The sequence below is a fragment of the Streptomyces coryli genome (genome assembly GCF_011044975.1).
Lineage (GTDB): Bacteria > Actinomycetota > Actinomycetes > Streptomycetales > Streptomycetaceae > Streptomyces > Streptomyces coryli.
In genome coordinates, this window is record NZ_JAAKZV010000161.1 from 1 (window position 1) to 18,380 (window position 18,380).

Genomic DNA, 18,380 nt, shown 5'->3' on the forward strand with positions numbered 1-18,380 from the left:
CCCCACCCCCGACCCCGACGACGGCAAATTCACCGTCCGCCTCCACAACTTCGAAGGCCCCTTCGACCTCCTCCTCCAGCTCATCTCCAAGCACAAGCTCGACGTCACCGAAGTCGCTCTCTCCCGCGTCACCGACGACTTCATGGCGCACATCCGCGGGATGGGCCCCGACTGGGATCTCGACCAGACCACCGAGTTCCTCGTCGTCGCCGCCACTCTCCTCGACCTCAAAGCCGCCCGCCTCCTCCCCGCCGCCGAGGTCGAGGACGAGGCGGATCTGGCGCTGCTCGAAGCGCGGGATCTGCTCTTTGCGCGGCTGCTGCAGTATCGGGCGTACAAGCAGATAGCGGATATCTTCCAGAACCGGCTGGAGAGCGAGTCCCGCCTCCACCCCCGGACGGTCGGGCTGGAGCCGCATCACGCCGAGCTGCTGCCGGATGTCGTCATCTCGATAGGGCCCGAGGGCTTTGCGAAGCTGGCCGTCAAGGCGATGCAGCCGAAGCCGAAGCCGCAGGTGTACGTCGATCACATCCACGCGCCGCTGGTCAGCGTGCGCGAGCAGGCCGAGGTCGTCGTCGCGCGGCTGCGGGAGCTCGGGAATGCCGCTTTTCATGAGCTGGTCGCCGACGCACCCGACTCGCTCACCGTCGTCGCCCGGTTCCTCGCGCTGCTTGAGCTCTATCGTGAGCGGGCCGTCGCGCTGGATCAGGATGAGGCGCTGGGGCCGCTCATAGTGCGGTGGACCGGGCCGGAGGACGGTGGGACGCCGATGGTCACGGATGAGTTCGACACCCCGGCCGTAGAACGTGAGAAGGACGAGGAGGGGGCAGCGCAGTGAGCGTTACCGAGGAAGAGCAGCAGCAGCCTGAGGTCCTGGAGAGCGAGGCCGACGCAGAGGCCAACGCCGACCCCCTAGCCGACCTCCCCCTCAAGCCCGCCCTCGAAGCCGTCCTCATGGTCGTCGACGAGCCCGTTACCGCCGATCACCTCGCCAAGGTCCTGCACCGCAAGCCCCGCGAGATCTCCGAGGCACTCGCCGAGCTGCGCGATGAGTACACCGCGCAGCAGCGCGGCTTCGACCTGCGGCTCGTGGCCAATGGGTGGCGGTTCTACACCCGCGCGGAGTACGCCGAGGCCGTTGAGGGATTTGTGCTCGACGGGCAGCAGGCGCGGCTGACGCAGGCCGCGCTGGAGACGCTCGCCGTCGTCGCGTACCGGCAGCCGGTGTCCCGGTCGCGGGTCTCGGCCGTCCGCGGGGTGAACTGTGACGGGGTCATGCGGACCCTGCTGCAGCGCGGGCTGATCGAGGAGGCGGGGACGGAAGCCGAAACAGGTGCGATCCTGTACAGGACGACGAACTACTTCCTGGAGCGGATGGGCCTGCGCGGCCTCGACGAGCTCCCGGAGCTCGCTCCCTTCCTCCCGGAGGCGGACGCGGTGGAAGGCGAATCGCAGGAAGGGGTCCCGTCGTTCGACGTAGACGACGACAAGGACTAGCTGAAGTTCCATGCGAAGCAGCAGTGGCGGTGGCCGAGGCGGCAGCGGCGGCAGTGGCGGTGGCCGGAAGAGCGGGAACAACCGCAACTTCCGGGGTGCCGGCAACAAGGGCGACCAGAAGGGCGGCCGGCCGCGCCCTGAGGAGCGCCGGTACGACCAGGGCGGGAGCAAGCCGGGCGGTGGCCGTCCGGCGGCCGGCGGCAAGCCCGGTGGCGGGCGCGGGCGGCCCGGCAGGCCCGCGCCGGCGCGGTCGCGGGAGTACGACGCCCAGATCGAGGAGCGCAACCGCGAGCGGCACAGCAAGCCCGCCGTAAAGCTGCCGAAGACCTTCGGCGAGCAGGAGGGCGAGCGGCTGCAGAAGGTGCTCGCGCGGGCCGGCATGGGCTCGCGGCGGGCCTGCGAGGAGCTGATCGACCAGGCCCGGGTCGAGGTGAACGGGCAGATCGTCATGGAGCAGGGGCTCCGTGTCGACCCGGAGAAGGACGAGATCAAGGTGGACGGGCTGACCGTCGCCACCCAGTCGTATCTCTTCTTCGCGCTCAATAAGCCGGCCGGTGTCGTCTCCTCCATGGAGGACCCCGAAGGGCGGCAGTGCCTCGGCGACTACGTGGACAACCGCGAGACGCGGCTCTTCCACGTCGGGCGGCTGGACACCGAGACCGAGGGGATCATCCTCCTCACCAACCATGGCGAGCTGACCAACCGGCTCACTCATCCGCGCTACGGCGTGCAGAAGACCTACCTCGCCGCCATCCGCGGGCCGCTGCCGCGCGAGATCGGCAAGCGGCTGAAGGACGGCATCCAGCTCGAGGACGGGTACGCGCGGGCCGATCACTTCCGGGTGGTGCAGCAGACCGGGAAGAACTATCTCGTCGAGGTCACCCTGCACGAGGGGCGCAAGCACATCGTGCGACGGATGCTGGCCGAGGCCGGGTTCCCGGTGGACAAGCTGGTGCGGACGAAGTTCGGTCCGATCGCGCTCGGGGACCAGAAGTCCGGCTGGCTGCGGCGGCTGACGAACACCGAGGTGGGGATGCTGATGAAGGAGGTCGGGCTGTAACAGCCCGCTCCTGCGGCTGCCCGACTCCCTTACGACCAGACCGCCAGCTCCACCGCCCGCCCCTGGGCGTCCCTGCGTACCTCCAGCATTCCCGCCACCGCGGTGCGGTTGATCCGCCCGTAGACGTGCGGGAAGAGGGTGTCCGCGGGGACGCCCGGGGGCGGCGTCGGGTCCGCGGGCTCCCAGCGGATACGGGCGTCCAGCGCGTGCTCGTCGATCATCAGCACCATCAGCGGGCCGCGGGTGTCCCGGTATGCCGTGTCGGCGACCGTCAGGCTGGTCGCCTCGTCGGGTGAACAGTGCACGAAGCCGATCTCGGAGAGGTGCGGCGGGGCGTACGGGCGGTCCGGCGCGAGCAGCCAGTCGTCCAGCGGCACCACGTGGTAGATCATGTCCGGTTGTGTACCGCGCTCGAGTGGCCGGTATGCCGGGTTTGCGGCAGATTGGGCTATGTCCGATGCCGGGGAATGCGTCGACGTGGCCCCCGGCCACATGCGACACGAAAGGGCATGACCATGTCCAGCAATCCTCTCGGTGCACTTCTCGGCAGTCTGCTCGGCGGCGGCAGCGGCGGCGCTCAGGGCAGCGGCGGCGGCAACCTCCTCGGCTCGCTGCTGCAGGCCCTCGGCGGGGGCGGCCAGCAGGGCCAGCAGGGCGGCGGCCTCGGCGGCGCGCTCGGTGGCCTCCTGGGCGGCGGTGGCGGCGGCCAGCAGGGCCAGCAGTCCAACAACCCGCTCAGCGGCCTCCTCGGCTTCCTCGACAGCGACCAGGCCGACCCGGCCGTCCGGGAGAAGGCCCAGTCCTGGGTCCAGCCCGGCGCCAACCAGGACCTCACCCCTGACGAGGTCACCCGCATAGTCCCCGCCGACGCCCTGCACCAGGCGGCGCAGGAGAACGGCCTCACCGACGAGCAGGCGGCCGACGAGATCGCCCGCACCCTGCCGCAGGCCGTGGACCGCGCCACCCCGCACGGCGCCGACGACCTGAACCGTTCGCTGGAGGACGTCGTCAACGAGGTCGTGCCGGGCGGCTGGGGTCAGGGCGGCCAGAAGGCAGCCTGACAACCGGCCACCGACCGCCGGGCCGCCCGTCTCAGCAGACGGGCGGCCCGGCGGTGGCATGTGCGGCTCAGTACGCTTGGGCAGCGTGAGAACAGCCCTCGTCATCGGCACCGGCCTCATCGGCACCTCCATCGCCCTCGCCCTCGCGGGCCGCGGCGTGCAGGTCTATCTGCGGGACGAGGACGCCGACCAGGCCCGTACCGCCGCCGCGCTCGGCGCCGGGGCCGACAAGGAGCCCGACGGGCCCGTGGAGCTCGCCGTGGTCGCCGTGCCGCCCGCCTACGCCGCCGAGGCGCTGGCGGCCGCGCAGCGGGCCGGTGTGGCCCGCGGCTACATCGACGTCGCCAGCGTGAAGGGCGGGCCGCGCCGCGCCCTCGAGGAAGCGGGCGGGGACCTCACCTCGTACATCGGCACCCACCCCATGGCCGGCAGCGAGCGCTCGGGGCCGCTCGCCGCCACCGCCGACCTCTTCGAAGGCCGGCCGTGGGTGCTCACCCCGACGCCGGTCACCGACACCGAGGTGCTGAATCTGGCGCTGGAGCTCGTCGCCCTCTGCCGCGCCGTGCCCGTCGTCATGGACGCCGACGCCCACGACCGGGCCGTCGCCCTCGTCTCGCACACCCCGCAGCTGGTCTCCAGCCTCGTCGCCGCCCGGCTGCAGCACGCCGACGAGACGGCGGTACGGCTGTGCGGGCAGGGGATCAGGGACGTCACCCGGATCGCCGCCTCCGACCCGGCGATGTGGATCGACATCCTCTCCGCCAACCCGGGCCCCGTCGCCGACGTACTCTCCGAGGTCGCCGCCGATCTGGACGGGACCGTCAAGGCGCTGCGCGCGCTCGAGGCCGCCGATGCCGCAGGGACGGCGGGCGTCGAGGACGTGCTGCGCCGCGGCAACGCCGGGCGCGACCGGGTGCCTGGCAAGCACGGCGCGGCGCCCGCCGAGTACGAGATCGTCACCGTGCTCATCAGCGACGAGCCGGGCCAGCTGGGCCGGGTCTTCGCCGACGCGGGCCGCGCCGGGGTCAACATCGAGGACGTCCGCATCGAGCACGCCACCGGCCAGCAGGCGGGGCGCATGCAGCTCATGGTCGAGCCGCAGGCCGCGCCCGCCCTGACCGCCGCTCTGCGCGAGCGCGGGTGGGCGCTCAGGCAGTGACGCGTTGCCAGTACCCTTAGCGGGGCCCTCGGGCCCTTACGAGCACGTGCCAGGCTGAACGCGAAAGGTGCACATTCATGATCGTCGGAATCGACGGCCCCTCCGGTACGGGCAAGTCGAGCACTTCCAAGGCGGTCGCCGCCAAGCTCGGCCTGCGCTACCTCGACACCGGCGCCCAGTACCGCGCGATCACCTGGTGGATGCTGCACCACGGCATCGACATCAAGGACCCCGCCGCCATCGCCGCCGCGGCCGGCCGGGCCGAGATCGTCTCCGGTACGGATCCGTCCGCCCCGACCATCACCGTCGACGGCACCGACGTGGCCGCGCCGATCCGCACCCAGGAGGTCACCTCCGCGGTCAGCGCCGTCTCCGCGGTGCCGGAGGTGCGGGCGCGGATCACCGAGCTGCAGCGCAGCATCGCCAAGGAGGCCGTGCCCGGCATCGTGGTCGAGGGCCGCGACATCGGCACCACCGTGCTGCCGGACGCCGACCTGAAGGTCTTCCTCACCGCCTCCGAGGAGGCCCGCGCCGCCCGCCGCTCCGGCGAGCTCAAGGGCAAGGACGCGGCCGGGCTGAAGGCCACCCAGGAGGCCCTCGCCCGGCGCGACGCCGCCGACTCCACCCGTAAGACCTCGCCGCTGGCCAAGGCCGGCGACGCCGTCGAGGTGGACACCACCGAGCTGACCCTCGAGCAGGTCATCGAGTGCGTGGTCACGCTCGTAGAAGAGAAGCAGCAGGGTCGGTGACCACGGCTTCCTCGTCCGCTGACAAGGCGCCCACGCTGCGCGGTGCCGCCGTGGGGCGGCGGCTGGGCATCGGGATCATCAACGGGCTGTTCCGGCCCCGGGTGCTGGGCGCCTGGCGGGTGCCCGCCGCCGGGCCGGTGATCCTCGCGATCAACCACACCCACAACGTGGACGGCCCGGTGCTCATGGGCACGGCGCCGCGGCCGGTGCACTTCCTGATCAAGAAGGAAGCATTCATCGGCCCGCTGGACCCGTTCCTGCGCGGCATCGGCCAGGTGAAGGTCGACCGCTCCGGCGCCGACCGTAAAGCCATCACCCATGCGCTCGGCGTCCTGGAGCGCGGGGGAGTGCTGGGAATCTTCCCGGAGGGTACGCGGGGAGAGGGCGACTTCGCGTCGCTGCGCGCGGGCCTGGCGTATTTCGCCGTACGGTCGGGGGCACAGGTGGTTCCCGTGGCGGTGCTCGGCAGCGGGGAGCGGCGCGGCCGCGCGATACCCCAGCTGCCGCCGCTGCGCAGCCGGATCGACGTCGTTTTCGGCGACCCTTTTGAGGCGGGCGACGGCAGCGGCCGGCGCACGCGTAAGGCCCTGGACGACGCCACCGGGCGCATTCAGGAGCGGCTCACCGCGCATCTGGCGGCCGCCAGGCGCGCGACCGGCCGTTAGACGAGACTTACTGCATTGTCCCGGGGTATGCCCCCGGACCCCCAGTGAATGAGGACAGCACTCCGATGAGCGACGACACCCCTAGCGAGCAGGCGCCGGCCGGCGAGGCCCCTGGCGAGATGTCCGCGTCCGAATACGCGGAATTCAGGCAGCTCGCGGCCGAGGAGGGCTTCGACGCCGAGGACCTGGAGGGCATCGCCGGCGAGCTCGCCGCGGCCGGCAGCGCAGCGCCGCTGCCGGTGCTTGCCGTCGTCGGCCGCCCGAATGTCGGCAAGTCGACCCTCGTCAACCGCATCCTCGGCCGCCGCGAGGCGGTCGTCCAGGACCAGCCCGGTGTCACCCGTGACCGGGTCACGTACGAGGCGAACTGGGCCGGCCGCCGCTTCAAGCTCGTCGACACGGGCGGCTGGGAGCAGGACGTGCTCGGCCTCGACGCGTCGGTAGCGGCGCAGGCGGAGTTCGCGATCCAGGCCGCGGACGCGGTCGTCTTCGTCGTGGACTCCAAGGTCGGCGCCACCGACACCGACGAAGCAGTGGTGAAGCTGCTGCGCCGGGCCGGGAAGCCGGTGGTGCTGTGTGCCAACAAGGTCGACGGGCCCACCGGCGAGGCGGACGCCGCCATGCTGTGGAACCTGGGGCTCGGCGAGCCGCACCCCGTCTCGTCCCTGCACGGCCGCGGCACCGGCGACCTGCTCGACGCCATCCTCGACGTGCTGCCCGAGGCACCGCAGCAGACTTTCGGGGCGGGTGGCATCGGCGGTCCGCGGCGGATCGCGCTGATCGGGCGGCCGAATGTCGGCAAGTCGTCCATGCTCAACAAGGTCGCGAAGGAAGACCGGGTCGTCGTCAACGAGCAGGCGGGCACCACCCGCGACCCCGTCGACGAGCTGATCGAGCTCGGCGGCAAGCAGTGGATGTTCGTCGACACGGCGGGCATCCGGCGGAAGGTGCACCTGCAGGAGGGGGCGGACTACTACGCCTCGCTCCGTACCGCCGCGGCCCTGGAGAAGGCCGAGTGCGCGGTGGTGCTCATCGACGTGAGCGAGTCGATCTCGGTGCAGGACACCCGGATCATCTCGATGGCGGTGGACGCCGGCCGCTGCGTCGTCATCGCGTACAACAAGTGGGACACCCTCGACGACGAGCGCCGCTTCTACCTGGAGCGGGAGATCGAGCGGGACCTCGTCCAGGTGCAGTGGGCGCCCCGGGTGAACGTCTCGGCGCGCACCGGGCGGCACATGGAGAAGCTGGTCCCGGCGATCGAGACCGCCCTCGCCGGGTGGGAGACGCGGGTGCCGACCGGCAAGCTGAACTCCTTCCTGGGCGAGCTGGTCGCGGCCCATCCGCATCCGATCCGGGGCGGCAAGCAGCCGCGGATTCTGTTCGGCACGCAGGCGGGGACGAAGCCGCCGCGGTTCGTGCTGTTCGCGTCCGGGTTCATCGAGGCCGGGTACCGGCGGTTCATCGAGCGGCGGCTCCGCGAGGAGTTCGGGTTCGAGGGGACGCCGATCCAGATCTCGGTGCGGGTGCGGGAGAAGCGCGGGCGCAAGAAGTAGGACGGCTTGCTAGGGGCACGGCTTCCGGAAATCCACCTCCGGGAGCCGGACGTCCCACTCCTTCTCCGTTACGGGCGGCCCAGCGCTCGCTCGCCGGCAGACCGCCGCCACCGCCGCGTCCTTCGCCATCGGGTGCGCCCGCACCCCGCCAGGGCCCGGCCCGGTCTCGTAGAGCCGCGCGCCGTCGGCGCTGAAGCCCGCCGTCACCGGGCCCGTGGTCCCCGTCGCGAAGCCGTGGCCCAGCTGCCGCTGCCAGGAGACGTCCCACAGCCGCAGCGCGCCGTGCGCGCCGCCCACCGCCAGCACGCCCTTCGCCGAGAACTCGCTCCGGCCGAACGCCAGCGAGGCCACCGCCTCGGGGCCGCCGGAGCCGTCGCCGCCGTCCGTCGCGGGCAGGTCGCCGTGCCGGAAGCCGGTGCGCGCGTCGCGCAGAGCCACCCGGCCGAGGCGGTCGCCGTACGCGACGATGCAGTCCTTCGGGTGGAAGGCGAGCGCCGTCACGTCGGCGGGCGCCAGGCCCCGGCGCACCACTTTGCGGGCGCCGATGTCGATCACGTCGCCGCCGGAGGTGGCCAGCAGGCCGCAGGCGGGGGAGGCGGCGAGGTGCGCGCCACCGGCGTCGCGGACGGTCGCGCGGAGCTTTCCGTCGCGTACGCCGATGAACTCGACCCTGTCCTCCCGCGATACGGCCAGCCGCCCGCCTCCCGGCAGGAACGCCAGCCCTTGTGCCTTCCCCGCCTCTCGCAGCGTCCGCAGCCGCTCGACGCCGTCGTCCGAGACCCGCCACACCGCGACCTCGCCGCCCCGGGCGAGCGTGGCCAGCCGCCGGCCGTCGGGGCTGAACACCAGCCGCTCGTACGCCCCTTCGCCGCCGATCCGGGCCTCCGCGGCGCGCGCCACCGTCCGGCGCGGCGTGCGCTGCGACACCGGCTCGACCGCGAGGCGGCCGCCGCCGCGCTGCGTGACGAGCAGCCGTCCGTCGGGGCTCAGCGCCGCTGCCGGGCCGTCGTCGTCCGCCGCGCCATGACCCCGCGGCAGCCACACGTCCAGCGTCCGCACGGTCCCGCCGCTCAGCAGCCGCACCGCCTCCGCCTTGCCGTCCAGGGCCAGCGCGGCCGCCTCCTCGTTGCCCAGGGGATACGACACCGGCGGCGCCGGGTCCGCGTCCGGGCGCAGGTCCGAAGTGCGGCGCAGGGTCAGCGCGTTCGTGTCCGTGGCGGCCAGGAAGGCGCCGTCCGGGCTGAACGCCAGCCTGCCGGCGCCCTCGTGCGGGAAGCGGCGCAGCGGCGGCTTCTCGGCCGTCAGGTCCCAGCTGCAGACCTCGCCCGCGAGCACCGCGGAGACGATCTTGCTGTCGGGGCTGAAGGCCACCGCGCAGTCCGCGCCGGCGATCAGTGTGGGCGCCGTGGTCAGCTTCGGCGTGTGCGAGCCGACGGGGAAGACGCCGACCGGGGCGCCCTCCTTGCACAGCGCGACGGTCTTGCCGTCCGGGCTCACCGCCACCCCGTCGTGGTGCGGATACCTGCCCGCCGTCCGGCCTCCGTCCCGCAGCACCACCGCGTCCCGCGAGGTCACCGCGAGCATGCCGCCGCCCCCGAACGCCAGCTCCGTGACGGGGGACTTGGCGGTATACGACGGTGCTGCCCGCTCGCCCGTGCGCGCGTCGTACTGCGCCACCCGGCGGCCGTCCGCAACCGCGACTGTGCGTCCGTCCGGCGTGAGCGCCGCCGCCTCCGGATCGCCGCCGCCGATGCGCGCGGCGGGACGCGCCTTGCCCGAAGCCACGTCCCAGGTCCGTAGCGCACCATCGCCCACCGACACCGCCGTGCGGCCGTCCGCGCTCAGCAGCCCGCCGCTCGTCCCGCCCAGCGGCAGCGCCCCCCGCTCCCGCTGCGACAGCGCCCCGTACAGCGCCGCCCGCGTGTCCACCGTGTCCGCCGCCCGCACGCTCGCCACCGCGAACTGCATCGCCGCCACCGGGTCGGACAACCGCAGCGTGTTCGCCACCGTCGCCACCCGCCGCGCCGCCTCCTTGCGGTCCTGCTCCGCCTTCGCCTCCGAGGTCGTGTACGCGATCGAGCCGCCTAGCAGCGCGCACACCACCAGCACCGCCGCCAGCCCCCAACGCAGCCGTTTGAGGCGTGCGTTACGGGTCCTGGCCGCCTCGCCCGCCGCCAGGAACTCGCGCTCGGCGGCGGCCGGCTTGAGGCGCGCCGGGGCCTCGGCAGCCCACGCCGCGGCCGCGCGCAGCGCCGCGCCGCGGTAGAGGTCGTCCTGGCGCCGGTCCTGCGCCGCCCAGTGCCCGGCGTCGCGCTCCAGCCGGCGCAGCGTGCGCAGCCCCTCGCGGTCCTCCTGCACCCAGCCGCGCAGCCGCGGCCAGGCGCCGAGCAGCGCGGGGTAGGTGAGCCGGATGGACGTGCCCTCGGCGGTCAGCAGCCCGGCCGCGGCCGTCGCCTGTTGAGGTGTCGCGCCTTCAGCCGTCAGCCACTCGCCCGCCGTGAAGGCCGCGACCACCTGCCGCGCCGCGTTCTCGTCGGCACCGGCCGCCTCCGCGGCCTCCCGCAGCTGCGCCCAGTCCGCGGTACGGACCGAGTCCTCGCTGCCGTCGGCCCGTTCGCCGGGCACGACCAGCCGCAGCAGCAGCGCCCGCGCCGCCTCCCGCGCGGCCGGCGGCAGCGCTCCGTACACCGCCTCCGCCGCGTCTCCCAGCGGCCGCTCCGGCAGCGAGGCTTCGGCCACGGGCCGTACCGCCGCCGCCGTGTCCGCGCCGCGCTCCAGCTCGCCCTGGGTGCGGGCGGGGGCGTCCCGGCCGCCGATCAGGTCCAGCAGGATCTGGCGGGCCGTGGGACGTAACTCCGGCTGCTTGGCGAGGGCTTGGTCGACCAGCGAGCGCAGCGGCTCGGCCAGGGCGCTCAGGTCCGGGCGGCGGAGCGCGACCGCCTCGATCACCTCGCCGATGCCGGCGCCGCCGAAGGGATCTCTGCCGGTGGCCGCGAAGAGCACCACCGCGCCCCACGCGAAGACGTCCGCGGGCGGTCCCGCCTCGCCCGTACGGCCGCTGCCGCCGGGGGAGACGACCTCGGGGGCCATGTAGCTCGGGGTGCCGATGAGCATGCCCGGGCGGGTGTAACGGCTGGACTCCAGCGCGGCGTCGAGGCGGGCGATGCCGAAGTCGATGACGCGCGGGCCGTCCGGGCCGAGCAGGACGTTGTCCGGTTTCAGGTCGCGGTGCACGACGCCGCACTGGTGGATGGCGGTCAGCGCGGTGGCGATGCCGATGCCGAGGCGCAGCAGCGAGCCGCCGTCCAGCGGGCCGCCGTGCCGCACCGATTCGCGCAGCGTCGGGCCTGCTATGAACTCCGAGACGATGTACGGGTGTTCCGCCGCCGTGTCCGCGTCCAGCACCCGCGCGGTGCAGAAGGCCGCGACCCGGCGCGCGGCGTCGACCTCGCGGGCGAAGCGGCCGCGCAGCTCCGGGTCGTCGAAGCCGGCGCGCATCAGCTTGAGCGCGACCCGGCCGCCGCTGCGGGTGTCGTAGGCCTCGTAGACCACACCCTGACCGCCGGCGCCGAGGCGCGCGGCCAGCATGTAGTTCTTCAGGCGCTGCGGATCTGTGGGTGCGAGTGCGGACCGGCCCATTCATGCCACCCCCATCGGCATGGGCACATCCGGTGACCCGCGGGTCGATGGTGCGGACCCGGGGTCCCTCTCAGTCTCCGTCTACAGACGGTGCCCGTCACCCTCCTGGTTCCCGGCCGTCTGTCCGTGCACCCAGCGGGTGCCGCCGTGGGGGAGCGGCGGCCGGCCGCGCATCACCGCCTCGAAGCGCAGCTTCTCCTCGCCGCTGCGGTCGCCGGGCAGGGCCCGGAACAGGCGGCGGTACTCGGCGTACAGGGCGTCGTAGATCGGCGTCTGGTTGGTGCCGGGCGCGGAGTGGTGGTCGTGGGCGGGACGCATGCCGGGGATGTGTGTCTGGTACGAGTGCACACCCGGGCAACGACCGTGGAGGCCTTGAGGCTACGGCCCTTATGCGCCGGTCAGCCGCATGGCGGAGCCCACGAGGGTGCCGCGTGACGCCGCGCGCTCCAGCGCCTCCCGGAGCAGGTCCTCGCGCGGCTGGCGGCCGATGGCGCCGGCCGGGGCGGCATAGACCAGCACCTCGTGCGACTTCGCGGCGATGGCCCGCCAGCCCTCGGTGACCTGCAGCGGCTGATGCGCCTGCCACCACGCGGTGGGCGGCTCGCCGCCCGGGGAGGGCTGCATGACGGCGTGCAGCATGCCCTCCACGAGCAGCACCGACCAGCCGTCCACGGCGGACGGCGGCTTGTCGACGTCCATCACCGGGAGGAAGCCCTGCTCGATGAGGAGTGGCAGGAAGTCGTCGCCGGGTCCGGTCGAGCCGGGGCGGGCGATCGGCCCGGTGGGCTCGACGACCAGCGCCGGGCGCAGGTCCTCGCCGCACAGCACCAGGCCGCAGGTGACACCGAGGACGGCCTGCTGCGGCACGTCGGTGGCGGGCTCCGGGGCGGAGGGCTGCGGGATGACGGGCTGCGGGGCGGCGGGCCGTCCCGCAGCGCCGCCGGGCACGGTCGCGACCGCGGCGGGGGCCGGGGCAGGCGCCGGGGCCGGAGCGCCGTCCTCCTGGGAGGTGATGGCGCGCACCGCTCCCTGCAGCTGGTCCTCGGAGACCGGGACCACCTGGGACGGCACGCAGGTGGCGTGCGCGAAGGCGAGTACTGCCGTCTCGTCGCCGACGAAGAGCACGGTCGACGTGCGCTCGCGCTCGGAGTCGCCGGGCGTACGGCAGGACGTGCAATCGTACTGACCCGGTGCGCTGTCGCCGGCGAGCAGCCGGTCCGCTTCTTCGTCGCCGATCTCGGCGCGTACGTCGTCGCTCACATCGAGCATGCGAGGCACGGGTGGCTCCTCGGTGTCGTATGTCGTGTTCGTAAGAGCACAACGGGTGACATGTGTCCGGAGTCACGCCCAGGCCGCCGATTGCTCAACCCGCCGTGCGCACACTGTGAGATATCCGGCGGAACACCTTACTCCCTGCCAACTCATGCGCAGAGCAAGCAAGTTGGGGTGGTGAGCTGAGTCACAGATCGCCGCAGACGGAGGGCGATATGTCGAGATATCACGGTATCAATCCGGTGGCCGAAAATTGCTGATACCGGGGGTAACCGGCAACTGGCCTGCAGTAGGGATGACTTGGTTGATAACCGGGCGAGCACGGCCATACATTCCTCCGCCGTGTGCACCGAGCACCGCCCGGACACGTCCTGCCATCAGCACGATCTTCGCACGGCCGGCGGGACGGGGCGGAGCGGTCAGCCGGCGCCAGAAGCGTCCTGCGGCCGTGCCGTCTTTGGGGGAAGTCCGGGTTCGTGGAGAGGGAATCCATTGTCTCTTCCCCGGTACGACGTACGTCGCACCACCGCACTGCTCACCGGAGCGGCGGTTGCGATTGCGCCGCTCACCCTGCTGGCCACGGCGTCCCCCGCGGGCGCCGCCGACGCCGGTGTGTGGGATCGCATCGCCCAATGCGAAAGCGGAGGGAACTGGCACATCAACACCGGCAACGGCTACTACGGCGGCCTGCAGTTCGCCGCCGGCACCTGGCGGGCGCACGGCGGCACGGCGTACGCGCCGACTGCCGACAAGGCGTCCAAGGCGCAGCAGATAGCGATAGCCACCAAGGTCCAGCGCAGTCAGGGCTGGGGGGCCTGGCCCAACTGCTCCGTCAGAGCGGGTGCCACGGGCTCCGCCCCTGGTGTCCAGGCGCCGGCCCAGAAGGCGGCCCCGAAGGCGGCCCCGAAGGCCGCCCCCGAGCGCAGCGCCCCGCGCTCCGACCGCGGCTTCAAGCGCGGCAGCGGCAACTACGCCGTCAAGAGCGGCGACACGCTCAGCAAGATCGCCAAGGCGCACGACGTCAGCTGGAAGAAGATCTACAAGGAGAACCGCAGCACCATCGGCGGCGACCCGAACCGGATCTTCCCGGGCCAGCGTCTGGAGGTGTAACGCCGAACCGCCGCCCGGCGGGAGGCCCGATCAGGGCGACTCCCGCCGGGCGGCGCCGTCCTCGCCCCGTCCGGTGATCAGCCCCCAGAAGTGCGCCAGATGGTCCGCCATGTCGACCTCGGGGTCGTACATCCACTGCATCTGCAGCCCGTCCATCAGCGCCAGCGCCAGCGTGGCGAGCCGCTCCGCGTCCAGGTCCTGCGGCAGCTCGCCGGCCTGCCGCATCCGTTCGACGCCCTCGGTGAAGGTGCGGCGCGCCAGCAGATAGCGCTCGCCGAAGAACTCGTGCGCCGGGTGCCCGGCTTCGGCCGCCTCGGACGCGAACCTCGAATACAGCTGCACCAGTCCCGGCACCTGGGCGTTGTGCGCCACCAGGCGAACCGTTCCGTCCGGTACGTCGACCGGTCCGCCGCCCGCTTCCGGGTCGAAGCCGAAGGTCCGCCGGTCCAGCTCGTCGCGCCGCCGCAGGATCTCCTTGAAGAGCTCCTCCTTCGAGCCGAAGTAGTGCAGCAGCCCGGTCTGGCTGAGCCCCACCGCCTCGGCGAGTTCGCGCACGGTCGTGCGGCTGTAGCCGGCGCTCGCCACGAGCTCGAGCGCCTTGTCCAGGATCTCCTCGCGTTTCGCGACGCCCTTCGCGTAGGGGCCTCTTCGAGCCATGCTCATGACCTTAAAGCAGACGCTTGCCGGTGAAAACCGAATGCCATACGGTTTTAACTATGGCGACACTCGAAGAGCAGGCGGCCCTCGGCAGCGGCGCGGACTTCTGGACCACGAAGGCCGTCGGCGAGGTGCCCTCGCTGCTGCTCACCGACGGTCCGCACGGCGTACGCAAGCAGACCGGCGCCACCGACCACCTCGGCCTGGCGGAGAGCCACCCGGCCACCTGCTTCCCGCCCGCCACCGGCCTCGCGCAGAGCTGGGACCCGGCGCTGGCCCGCCGCGTCGGCGAGGCGCTCGGCCGGGAGAGCCGGGCGCTCGGCGTCGACGTGCTCCTCGGCCCCGGCATCAATATCAAGCGCGACCCGCGCTGCGGCCGCAACTTCGAGTACTACTCGGAGGACCCGCACCTCACCGGCGCCCTCGCCGCGGCCTGGGTGAACGGCCTGCAGAGCACGGGTGTGGGCGCGTCCCTCAAGCACTTCGCCGCCAACAACGCCGAGCACGACCGGATGCGTTCGGACTCGGACGTCGACGCCCGCACCCTCCGCGAGATCTACCTCCGCGCCTTCGAGCACGTGATCCGCACCGCCCGGCCGTGGACCGTGATGTGCTCGTACAACCGCATCAACGGGGTCTACGCGGCCGAGAACCACTGGCTGCTCACCCAGGTCCTGCGCGACGAGTGGGGCTACGAGGGCGCCGTCGTGAGCGACTGGGGCGCGGTCGCCGACCGGGTCGCGGCGGTGGCGGCCGGCCTCGACCTCGAGATGCCGGGGACGGGCGGCGCCACGGACGCGGCAGTGGTCGCGGCGGTACGGGCGGGGACGCTGGACCCCGCCGCGGTGGAGCGGGCCGCGGGCCGGGTCGGGGAGCTGGCGGCGAAGGCGTCGGAGGGGCGGGCGGAGGCGGCTGTGGCAGACCCCGCTGACCACCACGCCCTGGCCCGGGAGGTCGCCGCGCACTGCCTGGTCCTGCTGAAGAACGACGGCGATCTGCTCCCGCTCCCCGCCGGTGGTTCCCTCGCCGTGCTCGGCGAGTTCGCCACGGCCCCCCGCTACCAGGGCGGCGGCAGCTCGCACGTGAACCCCACCCGCCTCGACGTCCCCCTGGACGAGATCCGCGCGCTCGCCGGCGACGTCACGTACGCCCGCGGCTTCACCACCGACGGCGAAGGCGACGCCGCCACGCTGCGCGACGAGGCGGTACGGACCGCGGCGGCGGCCCCCGCCGCCGTGCTCTTCCTCGGCCTGGCGGCGCACCAGGAGTCGGAGGGCTTCGACCGCGACCACATCGAACTCCCCGCGGACCAGCTCCAGTTGCTCGCCGAGGTGGTACGGGCGCAGCCGCGCACCGCCGTGGTGCTCGCGCACGGCGGCGTGCTGCGGCTGGCCCCGGTGGCCGCGGCGGCCCCCGCGATCCTCGACGCGGCGCTGCTGGGCCAGGCGGGCGGCGGCGCGGTGGCGGACGTCCTCTTCGGCCGGGTGAACCCGTCGGGCCGGCTGGCGGAGACCGTCCCGGTCCGGCTCCAGGACACCCCGGCGTATCTGAACTTCCCCGGCGAGAACTCGCACGTCCGCTACGGCGAGGGCATCCACGTCGGCTACCGCTGGTACGACGCCCGCGACATGGAGGTCACCTTCCCCTTCGGCCACGGCCTCTCGTACACGACCTTCGCCTACTCCGGGCTCGAACTCCTCGCGGACGCCGCGGGGATCACCGCCCGGGTGACGGTGACCAACACGGGCGAGCGGGCGGGCCGCGAGGTGGTCCAGTGCTACGCAGCGAAGCCGGACTCGCCGGTCGTCCGCCCGCCGCGCGAGCTGAGGGGCTTCGCGGTGGCCGAGCTGGAGCCGGGGGAGAGCACGCAGGTCGAGGTGCTGGTGCGGCGCGCGGACCTGGCGTACTGGGAGACCCGGGCGGACCGCTGGATCGTCGAGGACGGGGACTACGAGGTCGCCGTCGGCGCCTCCAGCCGCGACCTCCGGCTGCGGCGGCGGGTCGCGGTGATCGGTGACGAGCTGCGGCTGCCGCTGACGCTGGACTCGACGCTGGGTGAGCTGCAGGCCGATCCGGACGCGGCGGAGGTGCTGGCGGAGTTCTTCCAGCCGCTGGCCGGGGCGGACGGCGACGGGCTGGGGGTGGACCTGGCGCGGATGATGGCGTCGGTGCCGATCCGCCGGATCGTCGGCCTCGGGATGGGGGACGTAAGCCTGGAGGAGCTGGAGCGGGCGCTGGGGGAGGCGAACGCCAAGCGCGGCTAGTCCAGTTCGCCCGGCTCGCCCCCGAAGACGACCTCCCCCCGCCGCAGCTCGTACACCACCCCGGCGGCCGCCCGCAGCCCGCGCGGCAGCGACTGCTCGGCGACCACGACGGTCGCGTCCAGCTCGCCCAGCAGCTCGTGCGTACGGGCCGCCATGGCGGCGGACATCCCCTGCCCCGGCTCGTCCAGCAGCACCAGCCGGGCCGGGGAGAGCAGGGCGCGCGATACGGCGACCATGCGCTGCTCGCCGCCGGAGAGGGTGCCCGCGCGGCGGCCGCGGAGGGCGCGCAGCGGCGGGTACGCCTCGAAGGCGGGGGAGATGTCGCCGCCGGGGGCGACCAGTTCGAGGTTCTCGGCGACGGTGAGGGACGTGAAGACCGCGCGCAGATCGGGGGTGAAGGCGAGCCCGCGGCGGGCGCGCGCGTATGCGGGCAGCCGGGTGACGTCCGCGCCCTGCCAGCGGACCCGGCCCGCGGTGAGGGGGACGGTGCCGGCGAGGGCGCGGAGGGCGGTGGTCCGGCCGGACCCGTTGCGCCCGAGGAGCACGGTGAGTCGGCGCTGCGGCACGGCGAGGTCGATGCCGTGCAGGGCTTCGAGCGGCCCGTAATGGACGCGCGCGCCTTCGAGCGCGATCTCGACGCTCATGAGGCGGCGGCCTGGAGGTCGGCGAGCACGCGTGCGGCGGGCCCGGAGGCGGTGATGCGGCCTGCGCTCATGGCGTAGGCGGTGTCGGCGAGTTCGACGACGAGATCGAGATCGTGCTCGACGATCAGCAGCGCCATGCCATCGGCGGCAAGCGCCTTGAGCGTACGGGCGAGGGCGCCGGCCTCGCGGGTGTCGAGCCCCGCGGCGGGCTCGTCGAGCAGCAGCACGCGGGGGCCGCCGGCGAGGGCCCGGGCGAGCTCGACGCGGCGGAGGGTGCCGGTCTGGAGGCCCGCGGCGCGGGCGTGCCGGATCGGGGTGAGCTCGAGGAGGTCGAGGGCGCGGTCGGTGGCGTGGGGGTCGCGGGTGGCGCCTTGTTCGGCGCCGATGCGGACGTTCTCCTCGACGGTGAGGGAGGGGAAGACGGCGAGCTGCTGGAAGGTACGGGCGATGCCTTCGCGCGTGCGCGCGTGAGCGGGCGCCCGAGTGATGTCCTTGCCGTCGAGGATCACGTGCCCGGCGTCGGGGCGGAGGGTGCCGGCGAGGCAGTGGAAGAGGGTGGACTTCCCGGCGCCGTTGGGGCCGACGAGGGCGGTGATGCGGCCGGGCGGGACGGTGATGTCGACGGCGTCTAGGGCGAGGTAGTCGCCGTAGGCGACGCGGATGGCGCGGGCGGTGAGGCGGCCTTGGGCTGGCGCCCTGGCGTGACCTCCGGGGCCTGGCGCCCCGCTGTGACCTCCGGCGGTCGCCGCCTTGCCGCCGCTCGGGGCTGCCGCCCTCTCCCGCCCCACGGGGGCAGGCGTCCCGCTGGGCGGGACGGGTGGGCCCGGGCGCTTCCGGCGCCCGCCGACGGGACTCGCACCGGCCAGGACTCGCAGCGCCCAGCGGCGCACGGCTCGGTAACGGCGCGGGCCGGGAGAGGCGTCTGCGGGCCGCTGCGCCCGCCCGTGCCGCCCCACGGCGGCCCGTCCGCCCGCCAGCGGCGCTTGACCACCGGCAGCGGCGGGAGGACTCCCGTCGTGAGGAGCACCGCCGGCGGCGGGGGAGCCC

The 18,380-nt window shown here is 73.5% G+C and carries 17 protein-coding genes; 10 read left to right on the forward strand and 7 right to left on the reverse strand.

All coding sequences use genetic code 11. From position 1 onward, the window contains the following. The 3 genes from G5C51_RS28120 to G5C51_RS28130 all read left to right on the forward strand — a co-directional run. Positions 1–838 (forward strand): segregation and condensation protein A (locus G5C51_RS28120; RefSeq protein WP_165241077.1); only part of this gene is annotated, 838 nt, incomplete at its 5' end. A 35-nt stretch (positions 839–873) separates the two neighbouring features. Further along, positions 874–1,497 (forward strand): SMC-Scp complex subunit ScpB, encoded by a 624-nt coding sequence (gene scpB / locus G5C51_RS28125; protein ID WP_206314415.1) that lies wholly within the window; start codon positions 874–876, stop codon positions 1,495–1,497. Positions 1,498–1,507: 10 nt separating this feature from the next. Then, positions 1,508–2,557 carry a pseudouridine synthase gene (locus tag G5C51_RS28130; RefSeq protein WP_165241080.1) on the forward strand — a complete coding sequence of 350 codons (1,050 nt, stop codon included), beginning with the start codon at positions 1,508–1,510 and terminating at the stop codon, positions 2,555–2,557. 29 nt (positions 2,558–2,586) lie between these two features. Here G5C51_RS28130 and G5C51_RS28135 read toward each other — a convergent pair whose 3' ends face one another. Next, complete coding sequence (locus G5C51_RS28135) at positions 2,587–2,949, reverse strand: DUF952 domain-containing protein (RefSeq protein WP_165241081.1); 363 nt, start codon at positions 2,947–2,949, stop codon at positions 2,587–2,589. Positions 2,950–3,072: 123 nt separating this feature from the next. On the opposite strand from G5C51_RS28135, the gene G5C51_RS28140 reads away from it, so the two are divergent. The 5 genes from G5C51_RS28140 to der all read left to right on the forward strand — a co-directional run bounded on the left by G5C51_RS28140 (position 3,073) and on the right by der (position 7,747). Beyond that, entirely contained in the window at positions 3,073–3,618 is a 546-nt protein-coding gene (locus G5C51_RS28140; RefSeq protein WP_240929976.1) for a YidB family protein, read from the forward strand. Between the two features lie 85 nt (positions 3,619–3,703). After that, positions 3,704–4,777: a prephenate dehydrogenase gene (locus G5C51_RS28145; RefSeq protein ID WP_165241084.1), complete on the forward strand. Its 1,074-nt coding sequence runs from the start codon at positions 3,704–3,706 to the stop codon at positions 4,775–4,777. A 77-nt stretch (positions 4,778–4,854) separates the two neighbouring features. Beyond that, a complete protein-coding gene (gene cmk / locus G5C51_RS28150; protein WP_165241085.1) occupies positions 4,855–5,526 on the forward strand; it encodes a (d)CMP kinase in 672 nt (223 codons plus the stop codon). Next, complete coding sequence (locus G5C51_RS28155) at positions 5,523–6,191, forward strand: 1-acyl-sn-glycerol-3-phosphate acyltransferase (protein WP_165241086.1); 669 nt, start codon at positions 5,523–5,525, stop codon at positions 6,189–6,191. The genes cmk and G5C51_RS28155 overlap by 4 nt, the downstream gene beginning before the upstream one ends. Before the next feature lie 65 nt (positions 6,192–6,256). Beyond that, positions 6,257–7,747, forward strand: coding sequence for a ribosome biogenesis GTPase Der (der, locus tag G5C51_RS28160; protein ID WP_165241088.1), 1,491 nt, complete (start codon positions 6,257–6,259; stop codon positions 7,745–7,747). 9 nt (positions 7,748–7,756) lie between these two features. Here the strand turns inward: der and G5C51_RS28165 are convergent, their stop codons facing one another. The 3 genes from G5C51_RS28165 to G5C51_RS28175 form a co-directional block, all read right to left on the reverse strand. Then, entirely contained in the window at positions 7,757–11,386 is a 3,630-nt protein-coding gene (locus G5C51_RS28165) for a WD40 repeat domain-containing serine/threonine-protein kinase (protein WP_165241089.1), read from the reverse strand. 81 nt (positions 11,387–11,467) lie between these two features. Further along, entirely contained in the window at positions 11,468–11,704 is a 237-nt protein-coding gene (locus tag G5C51_RS28170; protein ID WP_165241075.1) for a hypothetical protein, read from the reverse strand. Positions 11,705–11,773: 69 nt separating this feature from the next. Then, on the reverse strand, positions 11,774–12,664 hold the full coding sequence (locus G5C51_RS28175) for a hypothetical protein (RefSeq protein ID WP_165241091.1): 891 nt from the start codon (positions 12,662–12,664) through the stop codon (positions 11,774–11,776). A gap of 486 nt (positions 12,665–13,150) precedes the next feature. Between G5C51_RS28175 and G5C51_RS28180 the strand changes: the two genes are divergently transcribed. Further along, entirely contained in the window at positions 13,151–13,768 is a 618-nt protein-coding gene (locus tag G5C51_RS28180; protein ID WP_206314414.1) for a LysM peptidoglycan-binding domain-containing protein, read from the forward strand. Positions 13,769–13,798: 30 nt separating this feature from the next. Here the strand turns inward: G5C51_RS28180 and G5C51_RS28185 are convergent, their stop codons facing one another. Beyond that, positions 13,799–14,425 carry a TetR/AcrR family transcriptional regulator gene (locus G5C51_RS28185; RefSeq protein ID WP_165241094.1) on the reverse strand — a complete coding sequence of 209 codons (627 nt, stop codon included), beginning with the start codon at positions 14,423–14,425 and terminating at the stop codon, positions 13,799–13,801. A gap of 59 nt (positions 14,426–14,484) precedes the next feature. Here G5C51_RS28185 and G5C51_RS28190 point away from each other — a divergent pair, with 59 nt between their 5' ends. Beyond that, complete coding sequence (locus tag G5C51_RS28190) at positions 14,485–16,689, forward strand: glycoside hydrolase family 3 C-terminal domain-containing protein (RefSeq protein WP_165241095.1); 2,205 nt, start codon at positions 14,485–14,487, stop codon at positions 16,687–16,689. Here the strand turns inward: G5C51_RS28190 and G5C51_RS28195 are convergent. After that, positions 16,686–17,333: an ABC transporter ATP-binding protein gene (locus G5C51_RS28195; RefSeq protein ID WP_165241096.1), complete on the reverse strand. Its 648-nt coding sequence runs from the start codon at positions 17,331–17,333 to the stop codon at positions 16,686–16,688. The two genes, G5C51_RS28190 and G5C51_RS28195, sit on opposite strands and share 4 nt — an antisense overlap. Then, positions 17,330–18,380: ABC transporter ATP-binding protein (locus tag G5C51_RS43265; protein ID WP_165241098.1), on the reverse strand; the 1,051-nt coding region annotated here is incomplete at its 5' end. The genes G5C51_RS28195 and G5C51_RS43265, both read right to left, overlap by 4 nt.